The organism is Kineosporia sp. NBRC 101731, assembly GCF_030269305.1.
Taxonomy (GTDB): Bacteria; Actinomycetota; Actinomycetes; order Actinomycetales; family Kineosporiaceae; genus Kineosporia.
The window spans coordinates 1053403-1079788 of sequence record NZ_BSTC01000001.1 but is presented as its reverse complement, the minus strand read 5'-3'; the positions used below and the strand labels follow the sequence as shown (position 1 = coordinate 1079788).

At 71.2% G+C, this 26386-nt stretch carries 26 protein-coding genes; 4 read left to right on the top strand and 22 right to left on the bottom strand.

The window, feature by feature from the left end:
• The first annotated feature begins 5 nt into the window (after positions 1 to 5).
• Complete coding sequence (gene menE, locus QSK05_RS04725) at positions 6 to 1244, top strand: o-succinylbenzoate--CoA ligase (protein ID WP_285594267.1); 1239 nt, start codon at positions 6 to 8, stop codon at positions 1242 to 1244.
• Positions 1245 to 1246: 2 nt separating this feature from the next.
• Positions 1247 to 2128 (top strand): 1,4-dihydroxy-2-naphthoate polyprenyltransferase, encoded by an 882-nt coding sequence (locus tag QSK05_RS04720; RefSeq protein ID WP_285594265.1) that lies wholly within the window; start codon positions 1247 to 1249, stop codon positions 2126 to 2128.
• On the opposite strand, the gene QSK05_RS04715 is transcribed toward QSK05_RS04720, so the two are convergent.
• Positions 2125 to 2418, bottom strand: a complete 294-nt coding sequence (locus QSK05_RS04715; RefSeq protein WP_285594263.1) for a DUF4229 domain-containing protein — start codon at positions 2416 to 2418, stop codon at positions 2125 to 2127. The genes QSK05_RS04720 and QSK05_RS04715 overlap by 4 nt on opposite strands.
• 180 nt (positions 2419 to 2598) lie before the next feature.
• Here QSK05_RS04715 and QSK05_RS04710 point away from each other — a divergent pair, with 180 nt between their 5' ends.
• Positions 2599 to 5277, top strand: coding sequence for an EAL domain-containing protein (locus QSK05_RS04710; protein WP_285594260.1), 2679 nt, complete (start codon positions 2599 to 2601; stop codon positions 5275 to 5277).
• Positions 5278 to 5280: 3 nt separating this feature from the next.
• Here the strand turns inward: QSK05_RS04710 and QSK05_RS04705 are convergent, their stop codons facing one another.
• The 14 genes from QSK05_RS04705 to QSK05_RS04640 all read right to left on the bottom strand — a co-directional run bounded on the left by QSK05_RS04705 (position 5281) and on the right by QSK05_RS04640 (position 18545).
• A complete protein-coding gene (locus QSK05_RS04705; RefSeq protein WP_285594258.1) occupies positions 5281 to 5574 on the bottom strand; it encodes a PLD nuclease N-terminal domain-containing protein in 294 nt (97 codons plus the stop codon).
• Between the two features lie 100 nt (positions 5575 to 5674).
• The gene (gene ccsB / locus QSK05_RS04700) at positions 5675 to 6691 is read right to left on the bottom strand and encodes a c-type cytochrome biogenesis protein CcsB (protein ID WP_285594256.1); all 1017 of its coding nucleotides are present in this window, start codon (positions 6689 to 6691) and stop codon (positions 5675 to 5677) included.
• Complete coding sequence (gene resB, locus QSK05_RS04695; protein ID WP_285594254.1) at positions 6692 to 8434, bottom strand: cytochrome c biogenesis protein ResB; 1743 nt, start codon at positions 8432 to 8434, stop codon at positions 6692 to 6694.
• Position 8435: 1 nt separating this feature from the next.
• Entirely contained in the window at positions 8436 to 9170 is a 735-nt protein-coding gene (locus QSK05_RS04690; RefSeq protein ID WP_285594252.1) for a cytochrome c biogenesis CcdA family protein, read from the bottom strand.
• Positions 9167 to 9718 (bottom strand): TlpA family protein disulfide reductase, encoded by a 552-nt coding sequence (locus tag QSK05_RS04685; RefSeq protein ID WP_285594250.1) that lies wholly within the window; start codon positions 9716 to 9718, stop codon positions 9167 to 9169. Before QSK05_RS04685 ends, QSK05_RS04690 begins: the two co-directional genes overlap by 4 nt.
• A 5-nt stretch (positions 9719 to 9723) precedes the next feature.
• Complete coding sequence (locus QSK05_RS04680; protein ID WP_352300274.1) at positions 9724 to 10389, bottom strand: histidine phosphatase family protein; 666 nt, start codon at positions 10387 to 10389, stop codon at positions 9724 to 9726.
• Positions 10390 to 10511: 122 nt separating this feature from the next.
• Positions 10512 to 11849 (bottom strand): glutamate-1-semialdehyde 2,1-aminomutase, encoded by a 1338-nt coding sequence (gene hemL, locus QSK05_RS04675; RefSeq protein WP_285594246.1) that lies wholly within the window; start codon positions 11847 to 11849, stop codon positions 10512 to 10514.
• A 72-nt stretch (positions 11850 to 11921) separates the two neighbouring features.
• Positions 11922 to 12128 carry a hypothetical protein gene (locus QSK05_RS04670; protein WP_285594244.1) on the bottom strand — a complete coding sequence of 69 codons (207 nt, stop codon included), beginning with the start codon at positions 12126 to 12128 and terminating at the stop codon, positions 11922 to 11924.
• A 155-nt stretch (positions 12129 to 12283) separates the two neighbouring features.
• Entirely contained in the window at positions 12284 to 13267 is a 984-nt protein-coding gene (hemB, locus tag QSK05_RS04665) for a porphobilinogen synthase (protein ID WP_285594242.1), read from the bottom strand.
• Positions 13264 to 14880 (bottom strand): bifunctional uroporphyrinogen-III C-methyltransferase/uroporphyrinogen-III synthase, encoded by a 1617-nt coding sequence (locus QSK05_RS04660; protein WP_285594238.1) that lies wholly within the window; start codon positions 14878 to 14880, stop codon positions 13264 to 13266. Before QSK05_RS04660 ends, hemB begins: the two co-directional genes overlap by 4 nt.
• Positions 14877 to 15908, bottom strand: coding sequence for a hydroxymethylbilane synthase (hemC, locus tag QSK05_RS04655; protein ID WP_502879732.1), 1032 nt, complete (start codon positions 15906 to 15908; stop codon positions 14877 to 14879). Before hemC ends, QSK05_RS04660 begins: the two co-directional genes overlap by 4 nt.
• Positions 15909 to 15973: 65 nt before the next feature.
• The gene (locus QSK05_RS04650) at positions 15974 to 17344 is read right to left on the bottom strand and encodes a glutamyl-tRNA reductase (protein WP_285594234.1); all 1371 of its coding nucleotides are present in this window, start codon (positions 17342 to 17344) and stop codon (positions 15974 to 15976) included.
• A complete protein-coding gene (locus tag QSK05_RS04645; protein ID WP_285594233.1) occupies positions 17341 to 18126 on the bottom strand; it encodes a redox-sensing transcriptional repressor Rex in 786 nt (261 codons plus the stop codon). The genes QSK05_RS04650 and QSK05_RS04645 overlap by 4 nt, the downstream gene beginning before the upstream one ends.
• Positions 18127 to 18257: 131 nt before the next feature.
• Positions 18258 to 18545 carry a glutaredoxin family protein gene (locus QSK05_RS04640; RefSeq protein WP_285594232.1) on the bottom strand — a complete coding sequence of 96 codons (288 nt, stop codon included), beginning with the start codon at positions 18543 to 18545 and terminating at the stop codon, positions 18258 to 18260.
• Between the two features lie 138 nt (positions 18546 to 18683).
• Between QSK05_RS04640 and QSK05_RS04635 the strand changes: the two genes are divergently transcribed.
• Positions 18684 to 19541, top strand: a complete 858-nt coding sequence (locus QSK05_RS04635) for an HAD family hydrolase (protein ID WP_285594231.1) — start codon at positions 18684 to 18686, stop codon at positions 19539 to 19541.
• On the opposite strand, the gene QSK05_RS04630 is transcribed toward QSK05_RS04635, so the two are convergent.
• The 7 genes from QSK05_RS04630 to QSK05_RS04600 form a co-directional block, all read right to left on the bottom strand.
• The gene (locus QSK05_RS04630; protein WP_285594229.1) at positions 19517 to 20662 is read right to left on the bottom strand and encodes a lysophospholipid acyltransferase family protein; all 1146 of its coding nucleotides are present in this window, start codon (positions 20660 to 20662) and stop codon (positions 19517 to 19519) included. The two genes, QSK05_RS04635 and QSK05_RS04630, sit on opposite strands and share 25 nt — an antisense overlap.
• Complete coding sequence (locus tag QSK05_RS04625; protein WP_285594227.1) at positions 20659 to 21741, bottom strand: NAD-dependent epimerase/dehydratase family protein; 1083 nt, start codon at positions 21739 to 21741, stop codon at positions 20659 to 20661. Before QSK05_RS04625 ends, QSK05_RS04630 begins: the two co-directional genes overlap by 4 nt.
• Positions 21742 to 22009: 268 nt before the next feature.
• Positions 22010 to 22108, bottom strand: a complete 99-nt coding sequence (locus QSK05_RS04620; RefSeq protein ID WP_003792170.1) for a 30S ribosomal protein bS22 — start codon at positions 22106 to 22108, stop codon at positions 22010 to 22012.
• A gap of 174 nt (positions 22109 to 22282) precedes the next feature.
• Entirely contained in the window at positions 22283 to 22507 is a 225-nt protein-coding gene (locus QSK05_RS04615) for a helix-turn-helix domain-containing protein (protein ID WP_231489079.1), read from the bottom strand.
• A gap of 295 nt (positions 22508 to 22802) precedes the next feature.
• Positions 22803 to 23984, bottom strand: a complete 1182-nt coding sequence (locus tag QSK05_RS04610) for an acetoin utilization protein AcuC (RefSeq protein WP_285594224.1) — start codon at positions 23982 to 23984, stop codon at positions 22803 to 22805.
• A gap of 67 nt (positions 23985 to 24051) precedes the next feature.
• A complete protein-coding gene (proC, locus tag QSK05_RS04605) occupies positions 24052 to 24900 on the bottom strand; it encodes a pyrroline-5-carboxylate reductase (protein WP_285594222.1) in 849 nt (282 codons plus the stop codon).
• A 96-nt stretch (positions 24901 to 24996) separates the two neighbouring features.
• Positions 24997 to 26322 (bottom strand): PucR family transcriptional regulator, encoded by a 1326-nt coding sequence (locus QSK05_RS04600; protein WP_285594220.1) that lies wholly within the window; start codon positions 26320 to 26322, stop codon positions 24997 to 24999.
• Between the last annotated feature and the right edge of the window lie 64 nt (positions 26323 to 26386).

The window sequence follows — 26386 nt, the reverse complement described above, 5'->3', positions numbered from 1 at the left end:
GGACGGTGACTCCCGGGCCCTCCGCACGTACCCTCGAAACCCGGCTGACCTGCGCGGACGACCGAATTCTGGGGGTCCTACCGGCCCTTCGGGAGGCGCTTTCGGGCAGTGGACCCGCCCTCGCCCTCAGCGACAAAGTTCCACAAAGTCACCTCGAACCCACGCAACGTCCCGATCCGGCACCTCCCGGCGTCCTGGATCTCGTCGAGGAACCGGTACCGCTACTGGGCCCCGACGACGATCCGGCCGACCCGACGGCCGTCTCCGTGCGCACCTCCGGTTCCACCGGCGTCCCCAAGCGGGTGTTGCTCTCCGCGTCCGCCCTGTTCGCCTCCGCCTCGGCCACCCACGACCGGCTCGGCGGCGGTGGGCAGTGGCTGCTGGCCCTGCCCGCCCAGCACGTCGCCGGCCTCCAGGTGCTGGTGCGCTCGCTGGTCGCGGGCACCACGCCGGGCGTGATGGACCTCGGCGGCGGCTTCACGCCGGAGGGGTTCGCCGGGGCCACCGCCCGGCTGAGGGGCCGTCGGCTCTACACCTCGCTGGTGCCGACCCAGATCACCCGCATCCTCGACGACCCGGCCGCCACGCGGGCCCTGTGCCGTTACGACGCGGTCCTGGTCGGTGGTTCGGCCGTCGGCGAGACCCTGCTGGCGCGGGCCGCGCAGGCGGGGGCCCGGCTGGTCACCACCTACGGCATGAGCGAGACCGCGGGCGGCTGCGTCTACGACGGGGTGCCGCTGGACGGGGTGGGGATCGCCCTGGACGAGGGCACCGGCCGGATCCGGATCAGCGGCCCGACCCTGGCCCGCGGCTATCTGGGCGCGCCCTTCCGGGACGGTGTGTTCGTCACCGCCGACCACGGTTCCTGGGCCGACGGCCGGCTGCGGGTCCACGGCCGCCTGGACGCGATGATCATCAGCGGCGGGGTCAACATCGCCCCCGGCCCGGTGGAGGACGTGCTGCAACGCCTTCCCGGGGTGGCCGAGGCGGTGGTGGTCGGGGTGCCCGATCCGGAGTGGGGACAGCGGGTGGGCGCGGCGCTCGTGCTCACGCCGGGCGCGCAAGCCCCTACCCTTGCCGAGGTCCGGGCACGGGTCACCCACGAGCTGTCCGCCCGGTCGGCGCCCCGGCAGCTGACGGTGCTGGAGCACCTCCCCCTGCGCGGGCCGGGCAAGCCCGACCGCGCGGCGATCACGACGATCCTCTCGGGCACCCCCGTGCCCGGGTCTCCGGAAGGAAACTGAGCATGGCCACCACTGCCCAATGGGTCGAGGGCGCGCGGTTGCGCACCCTCCCGCTCGCGGTGGCCCCCGTGCTCATCGGTACCGGTGCGGCGATCGGCCAGGACATCGGCTGGGGCGCGCTGGAACTGTTCGAGGCCCTGCTGGCGCTGATCGTCTCGCTGGCCCTGCAGGTCGGCGTGAACTACGCCAACGACTACTCCGACGGTATCCGCGGCACCGACGACAACCGGGTCGGGCCGTTCCGGCTGACCGGGTCACGGGCCGCCGCCCCCGGGCAGGTCAAGACGGCCGCGTTCGCCTGCTTCGGCCTCGCGGGGGTGGCCGGGCTGCTGCTCGTGGTGCTGGCCGGGCAGTACTGGATGCTCGCGATCGGCGTGATCTGCGTGCTCGCGGCCTGGTACTACACCGGCGGCAAGCACCCCTACGGCTACTCCGGGCTGGGCGAGGTCGCGGTCTTCGTGTTCTTCGGCCTGGTGGCGGTTCTCGGCACGATGTACACCCAGGTCGCCACCCTCTCGGCCTCCGGTGTCGCGGCGGCCGCCGGCATGGGCTCGCTGGCCTGCGCGGTGCTGGTGGCGAACAACCTGCGCGACATCCCGACCGACTCGGTGACGGGGAAGAACACCCTGGCGGTACGGCTCGGTGACGCCAGCACCCGGGTGTTCTACGTGTTCCTGGTCGCGACGCCGTTCGTACTCACCGTGGTGATCGCCCCCTGGCACCCGTGGACCACGATCGCGCTGCTCGCACTGCCGCTGGCCCGGGGCCCGGTGACCTGCGTGACGACCGGCGAGACGGGCCGTGGCCTGATCCCGGCGCTGAAGGACACGGGCCGGCTCGGTCTGGTCTGGGCGCTACTGATCGCTGTCGGGCTGGGTTTTTAAGACTGTTCGCCGCGGGCCCGGGCCGCCTCGTCCGCCTCGTCCTCGATCTCGGCGTCGGAGCGGGCCAGGCCCTCGTGCTTGGCGTTCAGCCGCTTCTCGGTGCGCTCGACGATGGCCTCGGTGAGCTGTTCCCGCGGCCGGCTCAGCAGCAGGTACGACAGCGCCAGCGAGATCCCGGCGCCCAGGGCGATCCAGACCACGCTCGGATCCATGAAGAGGTCGAGCACGATCAGGACGACCACGAAGATCGCCAGCCGCATGACGGTGTACTTGATCAGGGCCTGGTGCACGTCATCAGGGTAGTCGGCCCGATCGGCCGCCCTGCACCGGCTCCAGGGCGGCTCCAGGATTGCTCAGGACTTCAAGCCGTTCCCCTTCCCTGCCGAAGCAGAGCCATCAGCGTTCACCCGTCCGGGTGAGGAGTGCCGTAGGGGCCCGCTGAGCAGATCCGGCGCCAGCAGGGGGACACCATGACGCTTCTCGGGGCCAACAGCGGCGGCGAGCCCACGGGCCGCAACGACCGGACGGCACTGCCCGCCGGTGGTTTCGGTGTCGACCGGCCCGACCGGCCCGACCGGCCCGACCGGCCCGGGCGCCCCGGCACCGGCGGACGCTGGAGACGACGGCCCGGACGCATGCGCACCCGGCTGGCCCACCGTCGCACCCGGCGGGACGCGGCCACCGCACCGGTCGAGCAGCCCAAGCTGCTGACCCCACCGATGGCCGTCGCCAACCCGTTGCGCGACCAGGTCTCCCGCGCCGGCGAGTGCGGTTTCGACACCCTGACGTTCGGGGTCAGCCGGCCCGCCGACCCGCGCGCCGGAAGCGGTATCCCGTGGCCCAGGTCGGCGGCCCACCCGCCGAACCCGGCGGATGCCCTGGACACACCGCAGGACCGGGGCACCGACGAGGAGGAGGAGGAGCGCGACACCGCCGAGTGGGAAATGCCCACACCGATGGCGATCGACCTGTCCGACGGACCGAAGCTGATCCGCCACCCCCAGCCGGCGCAGCCGCCGCAGTCGTCGCCGCAGTCGTCGCCGCAGTCGCCGTCGCAGTCGCCGTCGCCGTCGCCGTCGCAGGAGCCGTCGCAGGAGCCGTCGAGAGCACCGTCGGAAGACCTCCGGGTCCTCACCCGCACCACTCTCAACCCGGTCCCCGAGCCGGCCGTCCCGTCGCCCGCATCCCCCACCGAACCCCGCCGGATGCCGGAAGCCCTGCTCACCCTGGTGCTGTCGCTGATCGCCTCGGCCACCGCCTGGGCCGTCGCCGCGCCGCCCCCGGTCTGGCTGACTCTCTCGGTCCTGCCCCTCGCCGGCCTGATGGCCCTGCTGCTGCCGGGATTCACCGCAGCCCGGGTGCTGCGCGCCACCGCCCTGCTGGGGGTCGCGGCCGCGCTGCCCGTGCTCCAACCCGCCCTGACCCCGGTGTCGCTGGTGATCGCCCTGACCACCGTGGCCTCCTACCCGCTGCTGGTCGGCCCGGTGGCGGGCTGGACCGTCACCGCACTCGGCGTGATCGCCCTGACCGGCGCCCTGACCGGCCGCACCCTGATCGACGGCCCGGCCCGGATCGCGCGTCTGCTGGCCGACCCGCAGGACCACCCCGTCGTCGGCATCCAGATCGCGCTGGGCTCGGGCGTACTCGTCGCCGCCCTGGTCGGGATCACCGCCACCGCCGCCCGCCGCCGCCTCACCCGGGCAGCCGGCGCCGCCCGGGCCGGCGAGCGCCAGGCCTGGGCCCGGGCCGCCGTGCTCGCCGCATCGTCGTCCCTCGACCCGGCCACCGGCCTCCCGAACCGTGACGGCCTGCTCGGGGCGCTCGCCCTCTCCCTCGCCCCTCAGAACCGTCGGCCCGTCGGCCTGGTACTCGCCGAGGTGGACCGGTTCGACGACCTGGCCGACAGCCTGGGCGCGGGTACGGCCGACGAACTGGCCGGGCAGGTGGGCGGCCGGATCGCCGGGCACTTCCCGGACGCTCTGGTGGCCCGGGTGTCCCGGCAGCAGTTCGCCGTGATGCTCAGCGACGACCTGCTCCCACCGAACGCCGACACCTGCGCCGACGTGGCCCGGGTGATCAGCCGTCTGCTGGACGAGCCGGTTCTCGCCGGGGCCCGCGAGTTCAGCCTGACGTGCTCGCTCGGTGGGGCCGTCTCCGGACCCGACCCGATCACCTCGCCCGGCCCGATCTCCGCCGGCGGCCTGACCACCACCCCGGGCCTGACCACCGCCGACGACCTGTTGCAGGCGGCCGACGAGGCCGTGCGCACGGCCCGGGGCCGGGGCCGCGGCCGCTGGGCCATGTTCGACACCGCCCTACGCGCCCAGAGCCTGATGCGGGCCGGCCTGGAACAGGAACTGCGGCACGCGGTGCGGATGGGCCTGATCGAGGTCGACTTCCAGCCCATGCTCGCCCTCGGCCGCGGGACGGACGACGACGACCGGATCGCCGGTGCGCAGGCTCTGCCGCGCTGGCGGCGGCAGGACGGCGTCACCGTGACCGCGTCCACCTTCGTGCCGCTGGCCGACGACCTCGGCCTGGGGGTCACGCTCGGCCTGCAGACCATCAACCGGGCCCTGGCCGCCCTGGTGATCTGGCGGCACGAGGGCATCAACATCGATCAGGTCTGGGTCAGCCTCTCCCCCGCCCAGCTCGAAGACCCCGACTTCGCCCACGAGGTGGCGGCCCAGCTGGCCATCCGGGGGCTGGCCGCCTCGTCCCTGGTGCTCCAGGTCGGCGCGGGCGAGCTGGTGGAGTCGGAACAGGCTCTGCGGACCCTGGGCATGCTGCGCTCACTGCGGATCTTCGTGGCACTGGGCGACTTCGGCTGTGGCGGGACCTCGCTGACCATGCTGCGGCGGCTGCCGATCAGCGCGGTGAAGCTGGACGGACGGCTGGCTCCGGAGCTGAACGAGTTCGGCGAGGGCGACGACGTGCCCCGGGCCGTGGCCCGGCTGTGCCACTCCCTGGGGCTCCAGGTGATCTGCGAGTCGGTCCAGACCGCCCAGCAGCTGGAGGGCGCGCGGCAGATCGGGGCCGACGCCGTGCAGGGCAGTGCGATCGCCCGGCCGATGTCGGCCCAGGACGTGACCAACCTGCTCACCCTGCGCATGCCGCGTGAACTTCGGCTGCGCTCGGAGAAGCCGTAGGCGTTACTTCTTCTCGCCGTCGTCGGGCTTCGGCCTGCGCACATCGAGATTGCGCAGGAATTCGGGGTCGTCGTCCGGCCCCAGGGTGCGCAACCGGCGCGGTGGCTGATGGCCCGGCGACGACTGGCGCCCGAAGAGGATCCAGGTCACTCCCCCGAGCAGCGGGATCAGCACGATGAACAGCAACCACAACGGTTTCGGGAGGATACGTATCTCGTCGTCGTCGCTCCGCAGGCAGTCGATGGCGGCGTAGATGGTGACCCCGATCACCGCGAGTACGAAGAGAACTCTGGCCATTGGCCAATGGTAGGTGTTCGACCCCCATCGCGCTGGACCGCAAAGAACGCAGGACGCCGACCCGTGCGGGTCGGCGTCCTGCGTTCGGGTGGTCGAAGCTCTATCCGACACCGGCGTACGAGTGCAGACCGGCGAAGAAGATGTTCACCCCGAACCAGTTGAACATCAGGCAGAAGAACGCCACGCAGGCCAGGTAGGCAGCCCGGCGGCCGTCCCAGCCGCGGGTGGCGCGGGCATGCAGGTAGGAGGCGTAGGCGACCCAGATGACGAAGCTCCAGATCTCCTTCGGGTCCCAGTTCCAGTAGCGGCCCCACGACTTCTCCGCCCAGATCGCCCCGGCGATCAGGGTGAACGTCCAGAGCGGGAAGGCCACGGCGTAGAGCCGGTAGGAGGTGCGGTCCAGCACCCCGGCGCTGGGCAGCTTCTCCATGAAGGCGCCCCGCACCGGCGGCTTCCCGGCCGTGATCAGCGCCTCCCGGCGGTCCTGCACCAGCTGCAGCACGGTCAGGGAGAAGCCGAGCACGAAGAGCGCGGAGGCCACGAAGGCGACCGACACGTGCACGACCAGCCAGGTGCTCTGCAGGGCCGGCACCAGCTGGGCGGCGTCGGTGTAGAACACGGCGATGGCCAGACCCAGCGTGAGCAGTACCGGGCCGATCACGAACGTGCCGAGGAACCGCAGGTCGGCACGCCAGAGCGCGATCAGGTAGACGGCGGTCACGACGACCGAGCCGCTGATCGAGAACTCGTACATGTTGCCCCACGGCACCCGCTCCACCGACAGACCGCGGCAGACCACGGCCCCGATGTGCAGGGCCAGGGCCACCCAGGTCACCATGACGGCGATGGCCACGGTCTGGCGCTTCTCGCTCGAGGTGTCGCCGGCTGCCAGTGAGGTGCGGGGCAGCTCGGTGCCGCCGGCGCCCGGACCGTTGAGGGTCAGCACGCTGCCCTCGCCGAACTCCTGCTGCCGCACGCCCTGCTGTACGGCAGGACTGGCCACCCGGCCGCGGCCGGAGAGATCGATGGCGAAGGCGATCAGCGCGACCGCGTAGGCCGCCATCGCCGAATAGATCAGGTTGTTGCTCAGATGCGCCAGGTTCTCGTTGACGCCCACTCAGACTCCTTCGCCCGGCGGCTCGTGGCGCCTCGCCGGCTCATCGTTCGTCCCGCCCGCGGTTTCGGGCGCTTTCACTTCCACCGGGTCGACCCGGTCGACCGGGTCGACCGGGTCGACTCGGTCGACTCGGTCGACTCTGTCCGGTACCGCGGTCATCAGCAGGCTACGCACCTCTTCGGCGAGTTGCGTGTCCTCGGTGCGCGACAGGCCGCCGATCCCCACGGCGGTGATGCCGCCCGACGGCGTGACCCGGAACCAGACCCGGCGGCGGCGGACGAACAGCGAGGCCGTCACACCGCACAGGGCCGCGAGGGCGAAGACCAGCACGTAGATCTTCGTCGGGTCGTACCGCACGTCGAGTGCGACGTACCGGGTGACACCGTCGAAGGTGACGGTGCCGTTGCCACCGGGCAGTTTCACGCTGTCGCCGACGCCGATGGTCTTGGTGAACTGCTTGCCGTCGGAGCCCTTGATCGCCGTCAGCCTGCTCGTGTCGAGCACGTAGACCGACCGCCCGACACCGTCGTCCAGACCAACGTCACCCGTGAAGGCGTAGAGCTGGAGTTTCGGGTTGTCGTCGTCCGGGAACACCGAGATCTCGGCGCCGGTGTCGGGATCGGTGCTCGCCGTCGGCAGGAACACGGCCATCAGGCCGAGCTGCTCGGGCTTGGCGTCGGCCATCTTCAGCACACCGGTGGAGGTGTAGTTCGCGTCGGTCGACAGGAACGGCACCGCTCCGGAGGCGACCTCGTTGCCCTCACCGTCCCGCACGGTGATCTTCGGCGCGTAGCCGTTACCGACCAGGAACACCCGCGAGCCGTTCACGTCGAGCGGATCGTTGACCTTGATCGTGCGCTCCACCGGCGTGGCACCCGGCTTCTCGATCACCTCGAGCTTGCCCTCGAAGTCGCGGGCCGCGCCGAACTGGTTACCGGTCGAGACCTTGTCGAAGTCGGCGTCGAAACTCTTCAGGGTGAACGAGTACGGCGCCAGGTCGTCGGCGCCCACCGCCCGGCCGCCGGTGAAGGAGTCGTACTGCGGCAGGGTGTTCGACCACTTGTCGCCGACCACCACCACGCTCTGGCCGGAGTAGCTGATGAACGAGCCGATCGCCATCGTCGCCAGCAGGCCGAGCAGCGCCAGGTGGAAGACCAGGTTGCCGGTCTCGCTGAGCAGGCCGCGGTCGGCCGAGAGCGTCTCGGCGTCGTGCGCGTGCACCCGGTAGCGCTTGCGGCGCAGCGCCTTGCGGGCCGCCGCGAGCACCTCTTCGGAGGACGCCGGAGTATGGGTGGTGGCGTGCACCGGCATGCGTTCGAGCCGGCGCGGGGCGCGCGGCGGTTTCGCCCGCAGCGCCTTGTACTGCTGCCGGGTGCGCGGTACCACGCAGCCGATCAGCGAGATGAACAGCAACAGGTAGATCGCGGAGAACCAGGGCGAGCCGTAGACGTCGAACCCGTCGAGCCGTCGCACCCAGGGCCCCAGGTCGGGGTGGTCCTCGAGGAACGTGCTGACCTTGGACGGGTCGATGCGGGTCTGCGGGATCAGCGAGCCCGGCACCGCGGCGAAAGCCAGCAGCATCAGCAGGATCAGCGCCGTGCGCATGCTGGTCAGCTGGCGCCACGTCCAGCGCAGCCAGCCCAGGGGACTCAGCTTCGGCTGGGCCACGTCGTTCTTGGCGTCGATCCGGGGCATCTTGCCCTTCTGCCCCGGCCTCAGCTCGATCTCGTCGTCGACGCTCATCTCAGACCGCCAGTTCGAAGCCGGCGATGAAGCCCTGGCTGCCGGCGATCAGGTGCGCCCACAGACCGGACACGAGCATCACGCCGATCAGCACGAGCATGGCTCCGCCGAAGCGGGTGATGGCGACCCGGTGCCGGCGCAGCACGCCGAACGCCGACATGGCCCGCCGGTAGGCGAGGGCGGCCAGCAGGAACGGCAGGCCCAGGCCCATGCAGTAGGCGAAGGCCAGCAGCCCACCGCGCTGCGCGTCGCCGAAACCGCTGGACAGCGACACGATCGCGGTGAGGGTGGGGCCGATGCAGGGGGTCCAGCCGAGCCCGAAGACCACCCCCAGCAGGGGTGCGCCGATCAGGCCGGCGGCCGGGCGGACGTCCATCCGCTTCTCCCCGGCGAGCTTCGGCACGAAACCGGCGAAGACCAGGCCGAGCACGATCGTCACCCCACCGAGCACACGGGTGATGACGTCGTTGTACTCCATCAGCGAGCGCCCCAGCGCCCCCGCGATCCAGCCCATGGTGACGAAGACCGCGGTGAACCCGGCGATGAACAGGCTCACTCCGAGCACCATCCGGCCGCGGCGCTGCTGTTCCAGGTCTTCCCCGGTGAGACCGGTGACGTAGCCGAGGTATCCGGGCACGAGCGGGAGGACGCACGGGGAGGCGAACGAGATGAACCCGGCCAGGACGGCGATCGGGATGGCGAGCAGCAGAGGCCCGCTCAGCACGGTGCCCGTCACGCGGGGGTGTCCTTGGCGATGTCCTTCACCACGTCCGTCAGGGTCACCTTGCTGACCACACCGACGTAGCGGCCGGCGATCCGGCCCTTCGCGTCGAGGATCAGGGTGACCGGGATGGTCTGTGAGGTGACGGCCCCGTTCAGGTTCAGCAGCAGATCACCCTCGTCGAACAGGCTCGGGTAGGTGATGCCGTATTCCTTCTCGTGCGTCTTCGCCCCGGTGCGGGTGTCGCGGAAGGCGATCCCGACGAAGTCGGCGGTGCCTTCCAGCTCCTGGTAAGCGTCTTCGAGCGCCGGGGCCTCGGTACGGCAGGGCCCGCACCACGAGCCCCACACGTTCATCACAAGCGGCTTGCCACGCATCGTGGCGATGTTCAGCTTGTCGCCGTCCACCGTGGTGCCGGACATCTCGATCGGCGACTTGCGGTCGGCGACCGGGATGATCTGGACAGTGTCAGTGCTGTTCGAGGAACCGGAGCAACCCGCCACCGCCAGCAGGAGAGCGCCGGCGGCAGCGGTGACGGCCGAGCGCCGCCCTGGAGAAGACATGACCGTCAGGCTCCCGCAATTTTCTGTGCACCGGGAAGCAGGTCCCGGGAGGGCTCGGTGTAGGCCACCGAGACGATCTTGTCGTCGTGGTAGGTGATCGAGGTGACCGAGGCCAGCGAGCACTCCCGCCGACGCGGGTCGTGCCACAGACGCCGGTTCTCCGCCTTCAGACGGGCCATCCAGATCGGCAGCTGATGACTCACCAGCACCGCCTCATGGCCGACCGCCTTGTCTCGGGCGTCGGCCGCGCCGGCCAGCATGCGGGTGGCGACCTGCTCGTACGGCTCGCCCCAGCTCGGCCGGAACGGGTTGCGCAGGTGCCACCAGTGCTGCGGGTGCCGCAGCGATCCGTCGCCCACCCCGAACGTCAGACCCTGGAAAACGCTGGTGCCCTCGGTGATCCGCGGGTCGAGACCGACCTCGAGGTGGTGCGTGGCGGCGACCGGCGCGGCGGTCTGCTGTGCGCGCTCCATCGGCGAGCCGATCACCAGCACCACGTCGCGGGTGCTGAAGAAGCCCGCGGCCCGCTCGGCCATCCGCTCGCCCAGCTCGGAGAGCCGGAAGCCGGGCAGACGCCCGTAGAAAATGCCCTGCGGGTTGTAGACCTCACCGTGGCGCAGCAGGTGCACCACCGTGCGGTGGTTCGCCTCGTCACCGGCCGGGTGGTGCACGAACCCGGCGTTCACCTCCGGATCCACCTCGGGCAGGTGGTCCGGCGCCGAGGGCACGTCGGGGTGGATCAGCTCGGCATTGGTGGGCGGGGTGGCGTTCTCACCGCTGGACGGGTTCTCGGTCACCGGTCAATACTCCCAGCTTCGGCGGCGGCCCTCGCGGCCCGGGGAAGAGCGGCCACGACGGCGTCGAGCACGGCGTCGTCGTGTGCGGCGGAGAGGAACCAGGCCTCGAACGCGCTCGGCGGCAGGTAGACGCCCTGGCTCAGCATCGAGTGGAAGAACGCGGCGAACGCCGGCAGGTTCTGCTGGCGTGCCTGGTCGTAGTTGCCCACCGCGTCCAGATCGGTGAAGAACACGCTGAACATCGAGCCGGCGAACTGGATGGCGTGCGGCACGCTCTGCGCGTTCAGGGCGTCGCGCACCTCACCGGCGAGCCGGGCCGAGGCGGACAGCAGGTGGGTGTAGACGTCGTCCGTGCAGTTGCGCAGGGTGGCCAGACCGGCCGCGGTGGCGACCGGGTTACCGGAGAGGGTGCCTGCCTGGTAGACCGGACCGGACGGGGCCAGGTGCGCCATCACGTCGGCGCGGCCGCCGAAGGCCGCGGCCGGGAAACCTCCGCCCATCACCTTGCCGAAGGTGAGCAGGTCGGGGGTCGTGCCCCCGGAGAGCCCGTGCCAGCCCGCCTTCGAGACCCGGAAGCCGGTCATCACCTCGTCGGAGACCAGCAGCGAGCCGTGGAGCCGGGTGAGGTCGCGCAGGGCGGCCTCGAACTCAGCCGTGGGCGGGACCACGCCCATGTTGCCGGCGGCGGCCTCGGTGATGACGGCGGCGATCTGGGCGCCGTCCACCTCGAAGATCTTGGTCAGCGCCTCGACGTCGTTGTACGGCAGGACGATCGTGTCGGCGGCCGCGGCCCCGGTGACACCGGGGGTGTCCGGCAGCGCGAAGGTGGCCAGGCCCGACCCGGCCGCGGCCAGCAGGCTGTCGACGTGGCCGTGGTAGCAGCCCGCGAACTTGACGATCTTGCTGCGGCCGGTGAACCCCCGGGCCAGGCGGATGGCGCTCATCGTCGCCTCGGTGCCGCTGGAGACCAGGCGCACCTGCTCGACCGGCTCGACCCGGGAGACGATCTCCTCGGCCAGGGCGACCTCGCCCTCGGTCGGCGTGCCGAACGAGAACCCGTTCGCAGCAGCCGCAGACACCGCGTCGACCACTGCCGGGTGCCGGTGCCCGAGGATCATCGGACCCCAGGAGCAGACCAGGTCGACGTAACGTCGCCCGTCGGCGTCGAAGAGATACGCTCCCTCGCCCCGGACCATGAACCGCGGTGTGCCCCCGACGGCGCGGAAGGCACGCACCGGGGAATTGACACCACCGGGCGTCACGGCAGAGGCGCGCTCGAAAAGCGCCTGCGAGGCGGGAGCGTCGGCCGGGTAGACCCCACTGACGTCTGTCACCCCGGCAGTGTCCCAGCTCCGGCCCCGGGACCCGCTATCGGGGGTCCGGGGGCCCGTTGATCTTGGCGCTGGTCAGAGGTACATGTCGACCCGGCCGGCACCCACGGCCTGGATCGCCGCCATCTGTGCGGCCTGGGCGGCCACCAGGGCCGCGTCCGCCGCCCTCTGGGCCAGCTGCCGGGACACCTGGCGCTGGGCGATAGCCGCCATCGACGACAGCAGGTCTGCGCCGCCGTTGCCCACATACCCGTACTGGTTGCTCACTGCTCCTACGCTCATGGCCGTCCTCCTAGGGCCGAACGGGTGGGTCCCCGGTGCGGGGACCCACGGGCCCTGATCCGGCCCGCACCTTCCCGATCGGCCGGTTCACCCGTGACCAAAGGCGCCGGTCGGGTGAATCCGGGAGGACGAATCCGTAACCGTGAGTTCGTGGTTCAGCTGGAGCGCAGCGAAGTTGCTACTTCCGTGGCCCAATAGGTGAGGATGATCGACGCTCCGGCGCGGCGGATACTCAGGAGCGACTCCTGGATCGCCCGACCGCGGTCGATCCAGCCGTTTGCGGCCGCCGCCTCGATCATCGCGTACTCACCCGAGATCTGGTAGGCCGCAACGGGAACGCCGAACCGGTCGGCCGCCCGGGCGACCACGTCGAGGTAGCTCATGGCCGGCTTCACCATCACGATGTCCGCGCCCTCGGCGAGGTCCTGCTCGATCTCGCGCAGGCCTTCCTCACCGTTCGCCGGGTCTTGCTGATAGGTGCGGCGGTCGCCCTCCAGACTGGAGTCCACCGCCTCGCGGAACGGGCCGTAGAACGCCGAGGCGTACTTGGCGCTGTACGCCAGGACCGAGATGTCCTGGAAACCCTGACCGTCCAGGGCCTGACGGACGGCAGCCACCTGACCGTCCATCATCCCGCTGGGCCCGACCATGTGGACGCCGGCCTCGGCCAGCGCCACGCCCATGTCGGCGTAACGCACCAGCGTGGCGTCGTTGTCGACCCGGCCGTCGGGCGTCAGCACGCCGCAGTGACCGTGGTCGGTGAACTCGTCCAGGCACAGATCGGCCATCACGACCAGGTCGTCACCGACCTCGGCGCGCACATCGGCGACGGCTTGGTTGAGGATTCCCTGCGGATCGGTGGCGCCGGATCCGACGGCATCCTTCACCGCCGGGATGCCGAACAGCATGATCCCGCCCAGCCCGAGGCCGGCGGCCTCGGCCGCGGCTTTACGCAGCGAGTCGCGGGTGTGCTGGTACACCCCCGGCATCGAGCTGATCGGGTGCGGCTCGGACAGGCCTTCCTTGACGAAGACCGGCAGCACCAGTTCGGCCGGGTGCAGCCGGGTCTCGCCGACCAGGCGCCGCACCGCGGGGTTCACCCGCAGGCGGCGCGACCGGACGGCCGGGAACCCGCTCACTTCGCGGTCCGGCGGGTGGCGCCCTTGCGCTGGCTCGGGCGCAGCACCGGCTCACCGGCCTCGTCGGCGCTCAGCCGCAGCCCGGCGCCGTACTCGGCCAGGGCCGCGACCAGGTCGTCGGCGCTCGGCTCGGCGGCCAGCACGTCGACCCTCAGACCGTGCTCCTCCGCGGTCTTCGCGGTCTGCGGGCCGATACAGGCGACCACCGTGGTGGCGTGCGGCTTGCCCGCGATGCCGACCAGGTTGCGCACGGTCGAGGACGAGGTGAAGACGACCGCGTCGAAGTGCCCGCTCTTGATCGCCTCCCGGGTCTCGGCGGGCGGCGGGGCGGCCCGCACGGTGCGGTAGGCGGTGACGTCGTCCACCTCCCAGCCGTTCTGCTCGAGCCCGGCCACCAGGGTGTCGGTGGCGATGTCGGCGCGGGGCAGGAAGACCCGGTTGATCGGGTCGAGCACCTCGTCGTAGGGCGGCCAGCACTCCAGCAGACCGAGCGCGGACTGGTTCTCGGCCGGCATCAGGTCGGGCTCGATGCCCCAGTCGCGCAGGGCCGTGGCGGTGACCCCGCCCACGGCCGCGACCTTGAGCCCGGCGAACGCGCGGGCGTCCAGGCCGAACTCCTCGAACTTCTCCCGCACCGCGCGCACGGCGTTGACGCTGGTGAAGCCGATCCACTCGTAGCGGCCGGTGACCAGGCCCTTGACTGCCTTCTCCATCTGGTGCGGCGTGCGCGGCGGCTCGACCGAGATGGTGGGCACCACCTGGGCGGTGGCGCCGTGGTCGGCGAGCGCGGAGACGATGCCCCCGGCCTGCTGCTTGGTACGCGGCACGAGCACCCGCCAGCCGAACAGCGGCTTGGTCTCGAACCAGGAGGCCTTCTCCCGCAGGGCGGCGGCCTCGCCGATCACCGCGGTCATCGGCTTGTCCATCTTGGACGAGGCCAGCAGCGGGATCAGCTCGCCCAGTGCGCAGGCGATGGAGCGCTGCCGGGTGGTGGTGCCGTGCGAGGTGACGACGACCGGGGTGGTGGCCTTGCGGCCGGCCGAGAGCAGACCGTCGGCGGCGTTGGAGATGTCTTCCTCGGCCCCCAGCACCACCAGGGTGGTGCCGGTGGAGGCGTGCAGCTTCCAGTTCACCACCTCGCCGTGCGGGTACAGCACGTGCACGCTGCTCACCCCGGGCGGGGTGAGAGGCACACCGGCGTAGGCGGGGACGGCCGACGCGGCGGAGACCCCGGGGACGACCTCGAAGGGCAGCGACTGCTTGCGGCAGGCCGTGATCTCCTCGGCCAGACCGGTGAACGTGGCCGGGTCGCCGTCCATCAGGCGCACCACCCGGGCCCCGGTCTTCGCCGCGGTCACCACGACCTTGGCCCGGCCGGCCCGGGTCATCGGCTGGCCGTCCTCACCGAAACCGGCGTCCACGATCTCGACGCCGGGCCGGCAGTACCGGCTGATCATCGTCTCCCGCGGGATCTGGTCGACGACGACGACATCCGCCTCGCCGAGCCGTTCCACGGCCCGGAGGGTGAGCAGGCCGTCGTCGCCGGGGCCGGCCCCGACGAAGGCCACGTATCCGCCGGGGGCGGCCTTCTTGCTGGTGGTGGTCGAGGTCACGAGTCACCTTCTCTTGCCAGAGCCTCGTCGGCCGCCGGCACGGGGTCTGGTACAGGGATCAGGAGGGCGGCGCCGGCGTCGAGCATCTGCTCGGCGAGCGCGCGGCCCAGGGTGATGGCGACCGGCTCGTCCGTGCGGGGGTCGCGCGTCCGTGCGGTCGCGGTGTGACGGATGCTCGTCGTGCCGTCGGTGGAACCGGCGAACGCGGTCAGCGTCAGCGTCTGGTCCCCGCCTGAGTTCTGGTAGGTGGCCAGCGCGCCCACCGGGGCGGCACAACCGGCCTCGAGCCGCGCCAGCAGCGCCCTCTCGGCCAGGACGCACAACCGGGTGACCGCGTCGTCGATCAGCCGCAGCGCGGCCAGGAGCGCCACCGAGCCGTTGGTCTCGGAGCGGCACTCCACGGCGAGTGCGCCCTGCCCGGGGGCGGGCAGCATCTGCTCGGACGTGAAGACGTGGGTGGCCTCGGCGTGCCGGCCGATGCGGCGCAGGCCGGCCAGGGCCAGCACCACGGCGTCGACCTCACCGGTCGCCACCTTGCCGATGCGCGTGTCGATGTTGCCGCGGATGCCGACGATCTTGATGTCGTCGCGCAGCGCGAGCATCTGGGCCGCGCGGCGGGGTGAGCCGGTGCCGATCACCGAGCCCGCCGGGAGTTCGTCGAAGCCCAGGTCGTCGCGGCCGATCAGCACGTCGGCCGGGCACTCCCGGCGCGGCACGCTGGCCAGCGTCAGGCCCTCGGGCTGGGCGTTGGGCAGGTCTTTCAGCGAGTGCACGGCGAAGTCGCACTCGTCCCGCAGCACGGCCTCACGCAGCGCGGAGACGAACACACCGGTGCCGCCGAGACTCGTCAGGGGGGTGTTCGAGGCGGCCGAGACGTCGCCCGACGTGACCACCTCGACCAGCTCGACCCGGAACTCGCGCTCCGGTGCGACCAGCGCCAGGGCGGCCACCAGCCGGTCGGCGAACCACTGCGACTGGGTGCGGGCGAGCTGGCTGCGGCGGGTTCCCAGCCGCAGCACGCTGGGCAGGTCGTCGAGCGTCGGCACCAGGCCGGAACCGCCGGACGTCGACGAGTAGAGGTTGTCGAGCGTGGTCACGAAGCTCCTCCGCTGTGGCCGAGCAGCGCGGAGAGGTCGGTCATCGAGTCCTGCTCGAGGGTGACGGCGAGCTCCACCCCGGGCAGTTCCCCGGCCTTGGCCTCCGGCGCGGGGCCGAGATTGAACAACAGGCGCAGCGCCTCGGCGTAGGTGTCGCCACCCGGCGCGGCCGCGAGTTCCTTCACCCGCACGGTGGGCTGGTGCAGCAGTTTCTCCACCACCCGGTGCACGGTCTGTTCCAGCTCGGCGAAGACGTCGGGATCGAGCCCGTCCAGACGCCCGGACAGCCGCCCGAGCTCCGCCTCCATCACCGAGCGGGCCATGGCGCGCAGAGCGACGACGGTCGGCGCGACCTCCTTGGCTCGCTGATCCGCGAGATAGGTCGCGACCTCGAGCTCGACCAGCGCGCGGGCCTCGGCCAGGTCTTCGGCCAGGCCCTCCGCGGTCAGGATCTGGCCGAGGTGTTCCAGGTCGAACACCTGGGTGCTGGGCAGTTCCGCGATCTGCGGCTCCACGTCGCGGGGCAGGGCCAGGTCCACGTAGACCTGCGGGCGCCCGGCGCGGGCGGCCGCGGCCAGTCCGGCGGCCTCGCGGTCGACCAGGTAGCCGGTGGCCCCGGCGCAGGCGATCACCAGGTCGGCCGCGGCCAGTGCGGGCTGCAGTTGCTCCAGCGGCACCGGCGTCCCGTCGACCGACTCGGCCAGGCGCCGGGCGCGCGGCAGGGTGCGGCTGCAGACGGAGATCGAGCCGACCTGGGCGCGGTGCGCGGAGGCCACGGACAGGCCACTCATCGCTCCCGCGCCGAGCACCAGCACGTTCAGGCCGGACAGCGGGCCGAGTACCTCGCCGGCCTTGCGCAGACCGGCCTCGACCAGACTCGGCGCGGCCTTGTCGAGCAGCGTCTCGGAGTGCACGCGCTTGCCCACGCGCAGGGCGTTCTGCACCAGGTGGCCGATGGTGCGCCCGGCCGAGCCGGTGGCCTGGGCCGAACGCAGCGCCACCCGGACCTGCCCGAGGATCTGCTGCTCCCCCACGGCCATCGAGTCCAGCCCGCAGGTGACCTGGAAGAGGTGGGCGACCGCGGCATTCTCGTAGTGCACGTAGAGGTGCTCGGTGAGCTCGTCCAGCGGCACGCCGGTGGCCTCGGCCAGCCCCGCACCGATCTCGCCGATACCGCCGTGGAACTTGCTGACCTCCGCGTACACCTCGAGCCGGTTGCAGGTGACCAGCGCGATCGCCTCGGCGACGTGGTCGCCCCGGCAGAGGTTGGCCATCAGGTCGGCTGCGGCCTGCGTGTTCAGCGTGGTGCGTTCCAGCAGCCCGATCGGGGCGGTGCGGTGCGACAGCCCGACGATCATGATGCTCATCCGGCTGCCTCGGCTCTCGACGTCGTCAGGGTGGTTCGGGGTTCGCCGATGACGCCCAGCGCCTCGGACAGGTCCTGCGGTTCGGTCGGCATCTCACCGGCCAGGCGGCCGGCGGCGCGGCGCTGCTCATGGAAAGCCAGGATCTGCAGCTCGGTGGCCAGGTCGACGCGGCGCACCATCACGCCGTCGGGCACGGTGAGCACGCAGGGGGCGAAGTTGAGCACTCCGGTGACCCCGGCGGCGACGAGCCGGTCGCAGATCTCCTGCGCCGCGGGCCCGGGCGTGGCCACCACACCGATCTGGATGCCGAGCGACGACACCGTCTGGTCGAGTGAATCCAGACCGGTGACGGTGAGACCGGCCACAGTTTCACCGACAACCCGGGCGTCGGCGTCGACCAGAGCCGCCACGGTGAATCCCCGTGAGGTGAATCCGCCGTAGTTCGCGAGCGCGTGACCGAGATTTCCGATTCCGACGATCACGACCTTCCAGTCCTGCGTCAGACCGAGTTCACGCGAAATTTGGTAAATCAAGTACTGGACCTCGTAACCCACACCACGTGTTCCGTACGAACCGAGGTGGGAAAGGTCTTTACGAAGCTTTGCGGAACCGACTCCGGCCGCGGTGGCGAGCTCCTCGGACGAGACGGTCGCCACACCGCGCTCGGCGAGGGCGGTGAGCGCCTGGAGGTAGAACGGAAGCCGGGAGACCGTTGCCTCGGGTATTCCGTCGCGGGTGGCTCGCTCTCCACGGACGAGCCGCGCGGGGCGTGGTCGGGTCACAGTCGGCCGGCTCCTTCGATGCCTTTGGTACCCCTGATGAGGGACGACTGGCGCCTTGTGACCGGCGCAGTCGTGCCGGAGTTTCGTTACCCAGCCTAAGCGCTTGTGAACGTATGCACAAAGTTGCCAACTCATCGGTCACGGCGGGAGAAGAAGCCTTTACGCCGAGTGAGGGCCCTCCGGAGCCGGTTCTCGTCGACCCTCCAGTAGTCGTGCTGCGCGCCGTCGACCAGCACCACCGGGATCTGCTCGGCATAGCGCGCGGCCAGATCGGGACGGTCCGAAATGGAGATTTCCTTCCATCCTGCCCCGGTTTCGGCTGAGACTTTTTCCACAACGATCCGGGCGGCGTCGCACAAATGGCAACCGGGTTTGCCGATCAGGGTGATTCGCGACTGATCGTCGGTAACGTCTGGCACACACCCAACATTACGTCCCCACCCTTCCGCGTAACCCACTCGTGACCTTCGGCAATTCAGGGTTGTTCGGCTCGATGTCACGTCATCCCGGCGTTGCCCGGCCTGTACGCCGGCGGGCGCACGCGTAGACTCCACGCCATGTCGGACGCCGAGATCCGGATGGTGGAGAGCCACTCCCCACCGGCTCGCCCGGGCGACCCGACTGCGGCCGCCTTCTTCGACGTGGACAACACCATCGTCCGCGGGGCATCGATCTTTCATCTGGCCCGAGGCCTCTATCACCGCGGTTTCCTCACGCCGCGCGACATCTGCCGGTTCGCCTTGCAACAGGCCCGTTTTCTGGCCATCGGCGAGCACCCGCACGCGCTGGCCGAGGTGCAGACCCGCGCCCTGGCGTTCATCGCCGGACGGTCGGTCGCCGAGATGCGCACCATCGGTGAGGAGGTCTTCGAAGACATTCTCACCAACAAGATCTGGCCCGGCACCCTCGCCCTGGCCCGCATGCACGAAGACGCCGGGCAGCGGGTCTGGCTGGTCACCGCCACCCCGATCGAGATCGCCGAGGTGATCGCCCAGCGCCTGGCGCTGACCGGTGCCCTGGGCACGATCTCCGAGCACGTCGACGGCCGCTACACCGGCCAGCTGGTCGGGGCCCCGATGCACGGTGAGGCCAAGGCCGACGCCGTCTCCGCCCTGGCCCGGCGCGAGGGCCTGTCACTGCGCCGGTGCGCCGCCTACAGCGACTCCTCCAACGACATCCCGCTGCTCTCGCTGGTCGGTCACCCGGTCGCGATCAACCCGGACTCCCGGCTCCGGGCCCACGCCCGGGCCAACGGCTGGCAGGTGCACGACTACCGCACCACCCGGCGCGCGGCGAAGATCGGCCTGCCCGCCGCCGGGGCCGGGGTGCTGGCCGGTTTCGCCGCGGGCGCGCTGGTGTCGAACCGTCGCCAGGAGCCCCCGGCGATCGATCAGAAGAAGACCGACCGGCGCTGAACCAGGAGCGAGTAGAGGGTCTGCTGGATCGTCTGGCGGATCCGGTCGGTCAGGTCGAACACCAGGATCGGGTCTTCCGCCGCCTGCGGGCCGGTCTCGTCCGGCTGGATCGGCGGACCGAACTCGATCAGCCACTTGCTCGGCAGCGGCACCGCGCCGAGCGGTCCCAGCAGCGGGAAGAACGGCGTCACCGGTAGGTAGGGAAGACCCAGGAGCCGGGCCAGCGCCGGCACATCGGCGATGATCGGGTAGATCTCCTCGGCCCCCACGATCGAGCAGGGCACGATCGGCACACCGGTGCGCAGCGCCGCCGACACGAACCCACCGCGCCCGAACCGCTGCAGTTTGTAGCGCTCGGAGAAGGGTTTTCCGATGCCCTTGTAGCCCTCCGGCCAGACCCCGACGAGCTCACCCGACGACAGCAGCCGCTCGGCGTCCGGGTTGGCCGCCAGCGTGGCACCCGCCCGCCGCGCCAGCGTCGAGAGCACCGGGGTCTGGAACACCAGGTCGCCACCGAGGATGCGCAGGTGACGCCCGCGTTCCTCGCGCACCGCCACGGCCGTCATCAGGGCGTCCACCGGGATCGCACCCGAGTGGTTGGCCACGATCAGCGCGCCCCCGGTGGCCGGGATGTTCTCCGCGCCGCGCACCTCCACCCGGAACCAGTTCTTGTAGAGCGGCCGCAGCAGGTTGAGGGGTACCGCGTCGGCGAACGCCGGGTCGAACCCGAACTCGTCCATCTCGTAGTCGCCGGCCAGGCGGGTCCGGAGGAACTCCAGAAGATCGAGCAGCCGGTCCGGGGCGTCGTCGGGGTGAGGTGCCTCGTCCTTCATGCCCGTTTCGCTCTGCTCGTCCGGCACCTCGGTGATCGCGGTGAGCATCGACTGGCCGATCTGCCCGGCGATCGAGAGCACCATCGAGGCGGTGGACGAGGCGGGCACCACCGTGGGCCGCGCGATCGCCGCGTCGGGCACGGCCGGGGGCGGCTCGTCCGGCGCCGAGAGCAGGGGGTTCGGATGACGGCGGTTGCGTTCGGCCGCGGCCCGTTCGGCACCCGCGCGCACCTGATCGGTGGCGATGCGGTCGGGGCTGTCGGGGCTGTCGGGGTCGGGCGCGCTCACGGGGTGTCCGTGAATTGAGGACGAGGCGCCGCTCCCGCGGTCCGGGTGGCCCTCGCGGGCCCCGGCGGGCGCAGCCAGTTCACGACCTTGCGCTCGACCGCGTTCACCACCTCGGGCGAGAGCGGACCGCGCAGGCCACGGGTGCGGACGAAGTCGAGGAACGCCTCCCGGGTGGTGTACGCCGGTTCGAGGCCGAGCTGCTCACGCATGCGGGTGGTATCGAGACAGCGGCCGAAGCGCAGATAACGCACCTGGTCGGCGCTGAAGTCGGCGAGCCCGCCGCGGTGATAGAGACTTCCCATCAGCCCGGCCAGGCGCGGTGGCACCCCGACGGTCGGGCGGCCCGCGAACCCGGCGGCCTGGTTCAGACCGATCACGCCGTCCCCGGCCACGTTGATCACACCCTGCGCGTCGCCGAGCGTGGCCCGGCGGATCGCCTCCAGAGCGTCGTCCTCGTGCAGGAACTGCAGACGCGGGTCGAAGCCGAGCACGCCCGGGATCACCGGCAGGCTGAAGTAGTCGGTCATCGAGGTGCGGATGCCCGGACCGACGATGTTCGCCAGCCGCAGGGTCACCACCTCGACCTCGGGCCGGCGGCGGCTGAACCCCCGCACGTACTCCTCGACCTCGGCCGAGTCCTTGCCCCAGCCGGTGCGTGGCGGATGCTTGCCCACCAGGGTCTCGGTGAACATCGCCGGGTCGCGCGGACTGCTGCCGTAGACCGCCGAGGTGGACTTCACCACCAGCCGTCGCAGCCGGGTCGCCCGCTGGCAGGCGGCGAGCAGCTGCATCGTGCCGATCACGTTGATTTCTTTCTGCGCCGTGCGGCCCCCGGCCGAGACCGGGGTGGCAATCACGCTCATGTGCACGACGGTGTCCACGCCGGTCTGCTCGATGATCCGGCCGATCATCGAGTTGCGGATGTCGGCCCGCACGAACTCCGCGGCGCCGATGTCGTAGGGCGGGGCGATGACGTCAACCCCCACCACCCGGTCCACCCCGGGTTCCTGCGCGAGCAGCCGGGCGAAGCGGGCACCGAGATACCGGGAGACCCCGGCCACCAGCACCGACCTACCCATACCGCCTCCTGCTACTTCGTGGGACCGGCCACGCAGAGGCCGCGCGGGGAGGTCTGCCTGATCACCAACCATTCTGCTGGTGATCATGCGGTCCTTCCCCGGGCCGCCGGGACCCGACCTGACCCGCGGACCGAGTTACGCGTCCATCATTGGCCGACCGCACCCGGCGCGCCTCGCGACGCGCCCACCCACGAAGCCCGCAAAGCACGCGCGGCGGCCAGTGAGTACTGGCCGCCGGTGTGCGGTACTACGTTCGGGTCAGGTGTTTCTACTTCTTGTTGCGACGCTGGTGACGCGTCTTGCGCAACAGCTTGCGGTGCTTCTTCTTAGCCATCCGCTTGCGGCGCTTCTTGATGACGGAGCCCACGGGTCCTCGCAGTTCGTAGATCGGGTCGCCCGCGACACCTGCGCGGGATCAAGGTTGCTCGCGGCGCGGGAAGACCCACACCAGCCGTACCTGGTCCCAGGGTAGCGCCTCGGACGTGGTGCCCCCGGTCTCGCCCTCCGGTTCACCGATGGATCGGGTGCCGTCGGACGGCCGTCAGGCGGTTTCGCTGTTGCCGTTCATGTAGGAGTGACGCAGGTACTCCTGCACCGCCCGCTCCGGAACCCGGTACGAGCGGCCGACCCGCATCGCTGCCAGCTCACCGGCGTGGACGAGGCGGTAAACGGTCATTTTCGACACCCTCATGATCCCGGCCACCTCGGCCACGGTGAGGAAACGGACTTCGAAATCTCCCCTGGGCAGGGCACGCACGGCGGTCATCTCAGGTCTCCCCTCGGTAGGGCTGCGGAGTGCGGAACGTGGGCCGTTCTGGACCCTCTCGCACCGGATGTCGACGTCTGGTGACTTCGCTCCGGATACGTTCGGCAACGCCCCGTAACCAACCATAGGTGTAAGTGAGCCTGATGTGTGAATCGAGTTGCCGACTAGTCCGAATTACCGGGTCAACTTCTCCACCGAACTGCCCCTTTTTGGCACTCAACCCACCGGTACGGCCCGCGTGTGCCTTGAAGTCCCAGTCCGAGCCCCGTTCGGGGGACAGATCCCTACCCGCGGGTCAGTCGAAATAGGGGTCAAGACCGTGCAACGGGAAGACCGCCTTACGGGTCGCCAGGACGACCCGGTCGATCGCGTCGGCGGGGTCGTAGCCGGTGGCCCAGGAGCGGTAGTCGATGTTCGCCCCGTCGGTCATCCGCAGCGGGGCGGAACGGCCGCAGCGGGAGGCGACGTAGTCCCGCCAGTCGGCCGGGACGTCGGTACCCGGCGGCACCGGACGGTGCGCCGCGATCCCGATGAGATGGGCCCAGGCCCGGGGCACCACGTCGACCACCTCGTACCCACCTCCGCCGAACGCCACCCAGCGGCCGTGGGCGTAGCGGTGGGAGAAGTCGTGCAGGGCCTCGTAGGAGGCCCGCTGCGCGTCCAGCGACAGGGCCAGGTGGGCCAGCGGGTCGAGCACGTGCGAGTCGCAGCCCTGCTGGGTGACCAGCACATCCGGCTCGAAGGCCGCCAGCAGGGGCGGCACCACCGCGTGGAAGGCCCGCAGCCAGCCGGCGTCCGAGGTGCCGGGCGGCAACGCCACGTTGACGGCCTCGCCCTGGGCCTGCGCACCGCCGATCTCCTCGGGGAACCCGGTGCCGGGGAAGAGCACCCGGCCGTTCTCGTGCAGGGAGATCGTGAGCACCCGGGGGTCGTCCCAGAAGATCTTCTCCACACCGTCACCGTGGTGGACGTCGACGTCCACGTAGGCCACCCGCTTCGCACCGGCGTCGAGCAACGCCTGGATGGCCACCCCGACGTCGTTGTAGACGCAGAAACCGCTGGCCGCCCCGGGCATGGCGTGGTGCAGACCGCCGGTGAAATTGACCCCGTGCGCGGCCTGCCCCGACCAGACCGCGAGCGCGACGTCGCGGCTGGCGGCGCAGATCCGGGCGCTGGCCTCGTGCATGCCCGGGAACGTCGGCACGTCACTGCTGCCCAGGCCGAACCGCAGGTCTTCGAGGGTCGGGCGGGTCGAGGCCCGGCGCACCGCCTCGACGTAGGCCGCCTCGTGCACGGTGAGCAGTAGCTCGTCGGAGGCGGGCTCGGCACTGACCACGTGCACGCCGGCCGCGTCGAGCAGGCCCAGCGCGTCGGCCAGCCGGGCGGTGAGCTCCAGCCGGATCGGGGCCATCGGATGCTCGACCCCGAAGTCGTAGGCGGTGAACGCCTCGTCCCAGACCAGCCGCAGTGCCTCCACAACCCCCACGGTAATCGCTGGTACGGATCCTGGCAGGCTCCGCCGTTACGTCACGAGGTGAAACGCCCTAGTTCTTCGACAACTGCTCGGACCTGTGGCACGCGGCCTCGATCGCCGAGACGAACGCGCCCCGTACCCGCTGGTCGTCGAGCAGCCGCAGGGCCGCCGCGGTGGTGCCGCCCGGGCTGGTGACCTGCTCGCGCAGGATGCTCGGGTGGGTACCGGTCTGCCGCAGCATCGTGGCCGCGCCGAAGAGGGTCTGCACCACGAGCTCGGTGGACGTCGGGCGGGGCAGTCCCAGCAGCACGCCGGCCTCGATCATCGCCTCGGCCACGTAGAACACGTAGGCCGGGCCGGAACCGCTGACCGCGGTGACGGCGTCCTGGTACGACTCGGGCACCTGGAGCACCTTGCCGGTGGCGCTGAGCAGTTCCTGCGCGCGCTCGGTGTGCTCGGGCCGGCAGTGGGTGCCGGGGCTGAGCACCGACATGCCCTGGTCGACCAGGGACGGGGTGTTCGGCATCACCCGGATCACCGGGGTGCCCTCGGGCACGTTGCCCTCGAGCGAGGTGATGGTCTGCCCGGCGGCCAGCGAGATCACCAGCGTGCCGGGGCGCAGCGCCGGGCTGATCTCGGTCAGGAGCCCGGCCACGTCCCGCGGCTTGACCGCGACGATCACCGTGTCGCCCCAGGCCGCGGCCCCGATGTTGTCCATCACCTCGACGCCGTACTGCTGCTTCAGCTCCTGCGCACGCTCGGGGCGTCGGGCGGACACGACCACGTCACCCGGGCCGCGACCGGCCCTCAGCAGTCCGGCCAGGATCGTGCCACCCATGTTCCCGGCCCCGAGGATCGCGACCCGGCCGATGGCGTCCTGCTGTTCACCCTGCTCAACCTGTTCACCCTGCTCAACCATGCCGCCCATGATGCCCCGCCGCCCGGGGCGGGCCTTCATCGTGTGCATTCCTTGCGGTCCGGGCGCAAGGAATGCACACGATGTCTCCGGAGCCCCTCAGCCCTGGTACTTCGCCAGTACCTCGCTCAGCGCCAGGCCCAGGTGCAGCCCGAGCCTCGCCTCCCCCTCGTCCAGGTCCACCCCGGCCATCTGCTCGATGCGTTCCAGCCGGTAATACAGGGTCTGGCGGTGCACGGAGAGCGTGGCCGCCGTGCGCGCGGCGTTGCCTCCGGAGTCCAGCCAGACCAGCGCCGTGCGGATCAGATCGGCGTCGGCCTTCTCCCGCAGCCGCGCGGCCGGGGTACCCGCGATCAGGGCCTCCACCGCGGCGGGGCCCTGCGCGAGCACCCGGTAGAACCCGAGATCGACCCAGCTCAGCACCGGTCCGAGGTGGGGCCGGGCGCCGGCCGTGGCCGCGGCGGCCTCGGCCTGGCGGGCGGCGGCAACGAGCGCGGCCGCCGCGGCATGGTCCTCAGCTCCAACGCCCACCGGTCCCGGCCCGGCCGAACCAGGGTCCACCGGATCAGGTCTTTCCGGATCCGGGCCTGCCGCACCCGACGCGGCCGGACCCAGGTCCGATCCGTAAGACCCCACCGGACCCACCGGACCCACCGGACTCGAACCGCCGCGCCCCGAACCCGCAGCTGACCCGGGCCCCGGTCCGGTGCCCACCGGCGTCCCCTCGTTGAACCGCACCAGATGCGCGTCGCTCACCCCCGCCACTGCCCCGGCCGGGAGCCGCCGGGCCATCCGCCGAGCAGCCACCTCCGGCTCCGAGCCGGCCGGAACCGACATCACCGTGCGGGTTCTCGTTTCTTCCGGGGCCCGGATCACGGCCACCACCAGGGCCTCGCCACCGGCCAGCTCGCCGAGCGCCACCAGGCGCCGCCAGGCGCCGGCTGCGTGCAGGGCGTCTCCCCTCAGCAACTCGCCGACCAGAGCCTCCCGCTCGTCGGCCACGCCCGCCCGCCGCGCGAGCAGGGCCCCGGCGCGGTCCGCGAGCGGCGCCACCTGGGTCAGGGCCTGCGCCGCCACCCCGGTCGCGGGCTCGACCACCCAGAGATAGCCGTGGGTCCGACCGCCGGAACGCGCCGGGATACAGACCCGCGCCGCGATCTGCTGCGATTCATCGGCCGGAATGCGCACCGGCTGCGTGGCCGAGGCGATGCCGTGGTTGAGGAAGTAACTACGCACCTGCGCGGTCGCGGTCTTGCGCAGGATCGACGCCGCCCGTACCTGGTCCACCCCGTCCGCGCCGTGAGACCCGTAGGCCACCAGGGCGAATCCGGTGTCCTCGAGCGTGGCCGGGGCCTGGAGCAGGTCCGACACGTCATCGACCAGTTCCTGCAGCGCCCGGGGGTCCGACTCGGCCGTACTGCTCACCGGAGGGCTTCGACAATCGTCGGAACGGCTCGTGACATCTGCACATGGTGACACCCCCGCCTCG

What these genes read in the sequence shown, in the direction of transcription:
- QSK05_RS04720 (WP_285594265.1), top strand. Translation starts at nt 1,247, where the DNA reads ATGGCCACCACTGCCCAATGGGTCGAGGGCGCGCGGTTGCGCACCCTC.
- QSK05_RS04710 (WP_285594260.1), top strand. Translation starts at nt 2,599, where the DNA reads ATGACGCTTCTCGGGGCCAACAGCGGCGGCGAGCCCACGGGCCGCAAC.
- QSK05_RS04705 (WP_285594258.1), bottom strand. Translation starts at nt 5,574, where the DNA reads ATGGCCAGAGTTCTCTTCGTACTCGCGGTGATCGGGGTCACCATCTAC.
- resB (WP_285594254.1), bottom strand. Translation starts at nt 8,434, where the DNA reads ATGAGCGTCGACGACGAGATCGAGCTGAGGCCGGGGCAGAAGGGCAAG.
- QSK05_RS04685 (WP_285594250.1), bottom strand. Translation starts at nt 9,718, where the DNA reads ATGTCTTCTCCAGGGCGGCGCTCGGCCGTCACCGCTGCCGCCGGCGCT.
- QSK05_RS04670 (WP_285594244.1), bottom strand. Translation starts at nt 12,128, where the DNA reads ATGAGCGTAGGAGCAGTGAGCAACCAGTACGGGTATGTGGGCAACGGC.
- QSK05_RS04650 (WP_285594234.1), bottom strand. Translation starts at nt 17,344, where the DNA reads ATGAGCATCATGATCGTCGGGCTGTCGCACCGCACCGCCCCGATCGGG.
- QSK05_RS04635 (WP_285594231.1), top strand. Translation starts at nt 18,684, where the DNA reads ATGTCGGACGCCGAGATCCGGATGGTGGAGAGCCACTCCCCACCGGCT.
- QSK05_RS04625 (WP_285594227.1), bottom strand. Translation starts at nt 21,741, where the DNA reads ATGGGTAGGTCGGTGCTGGTGGCCGGGGTCTCCCGGTATCTCGGTGCC.
- QSK05_RS04615 (WP_231489079.1), bottom strand. Translation starts at nt 22,507, where the DNA reads ATGACCGCCGTGCGTGCCCTGCCCAGGGGAGATTTCGAAGTCCGTTTC.
- proC (WP_285594222.1), bottom strand. Translation starts at nt 24,900, where the DNA reads ATGGTTGAGCAGGGTGAACAGGTTGAGCAGGGTGAACAGCAGGACGCC.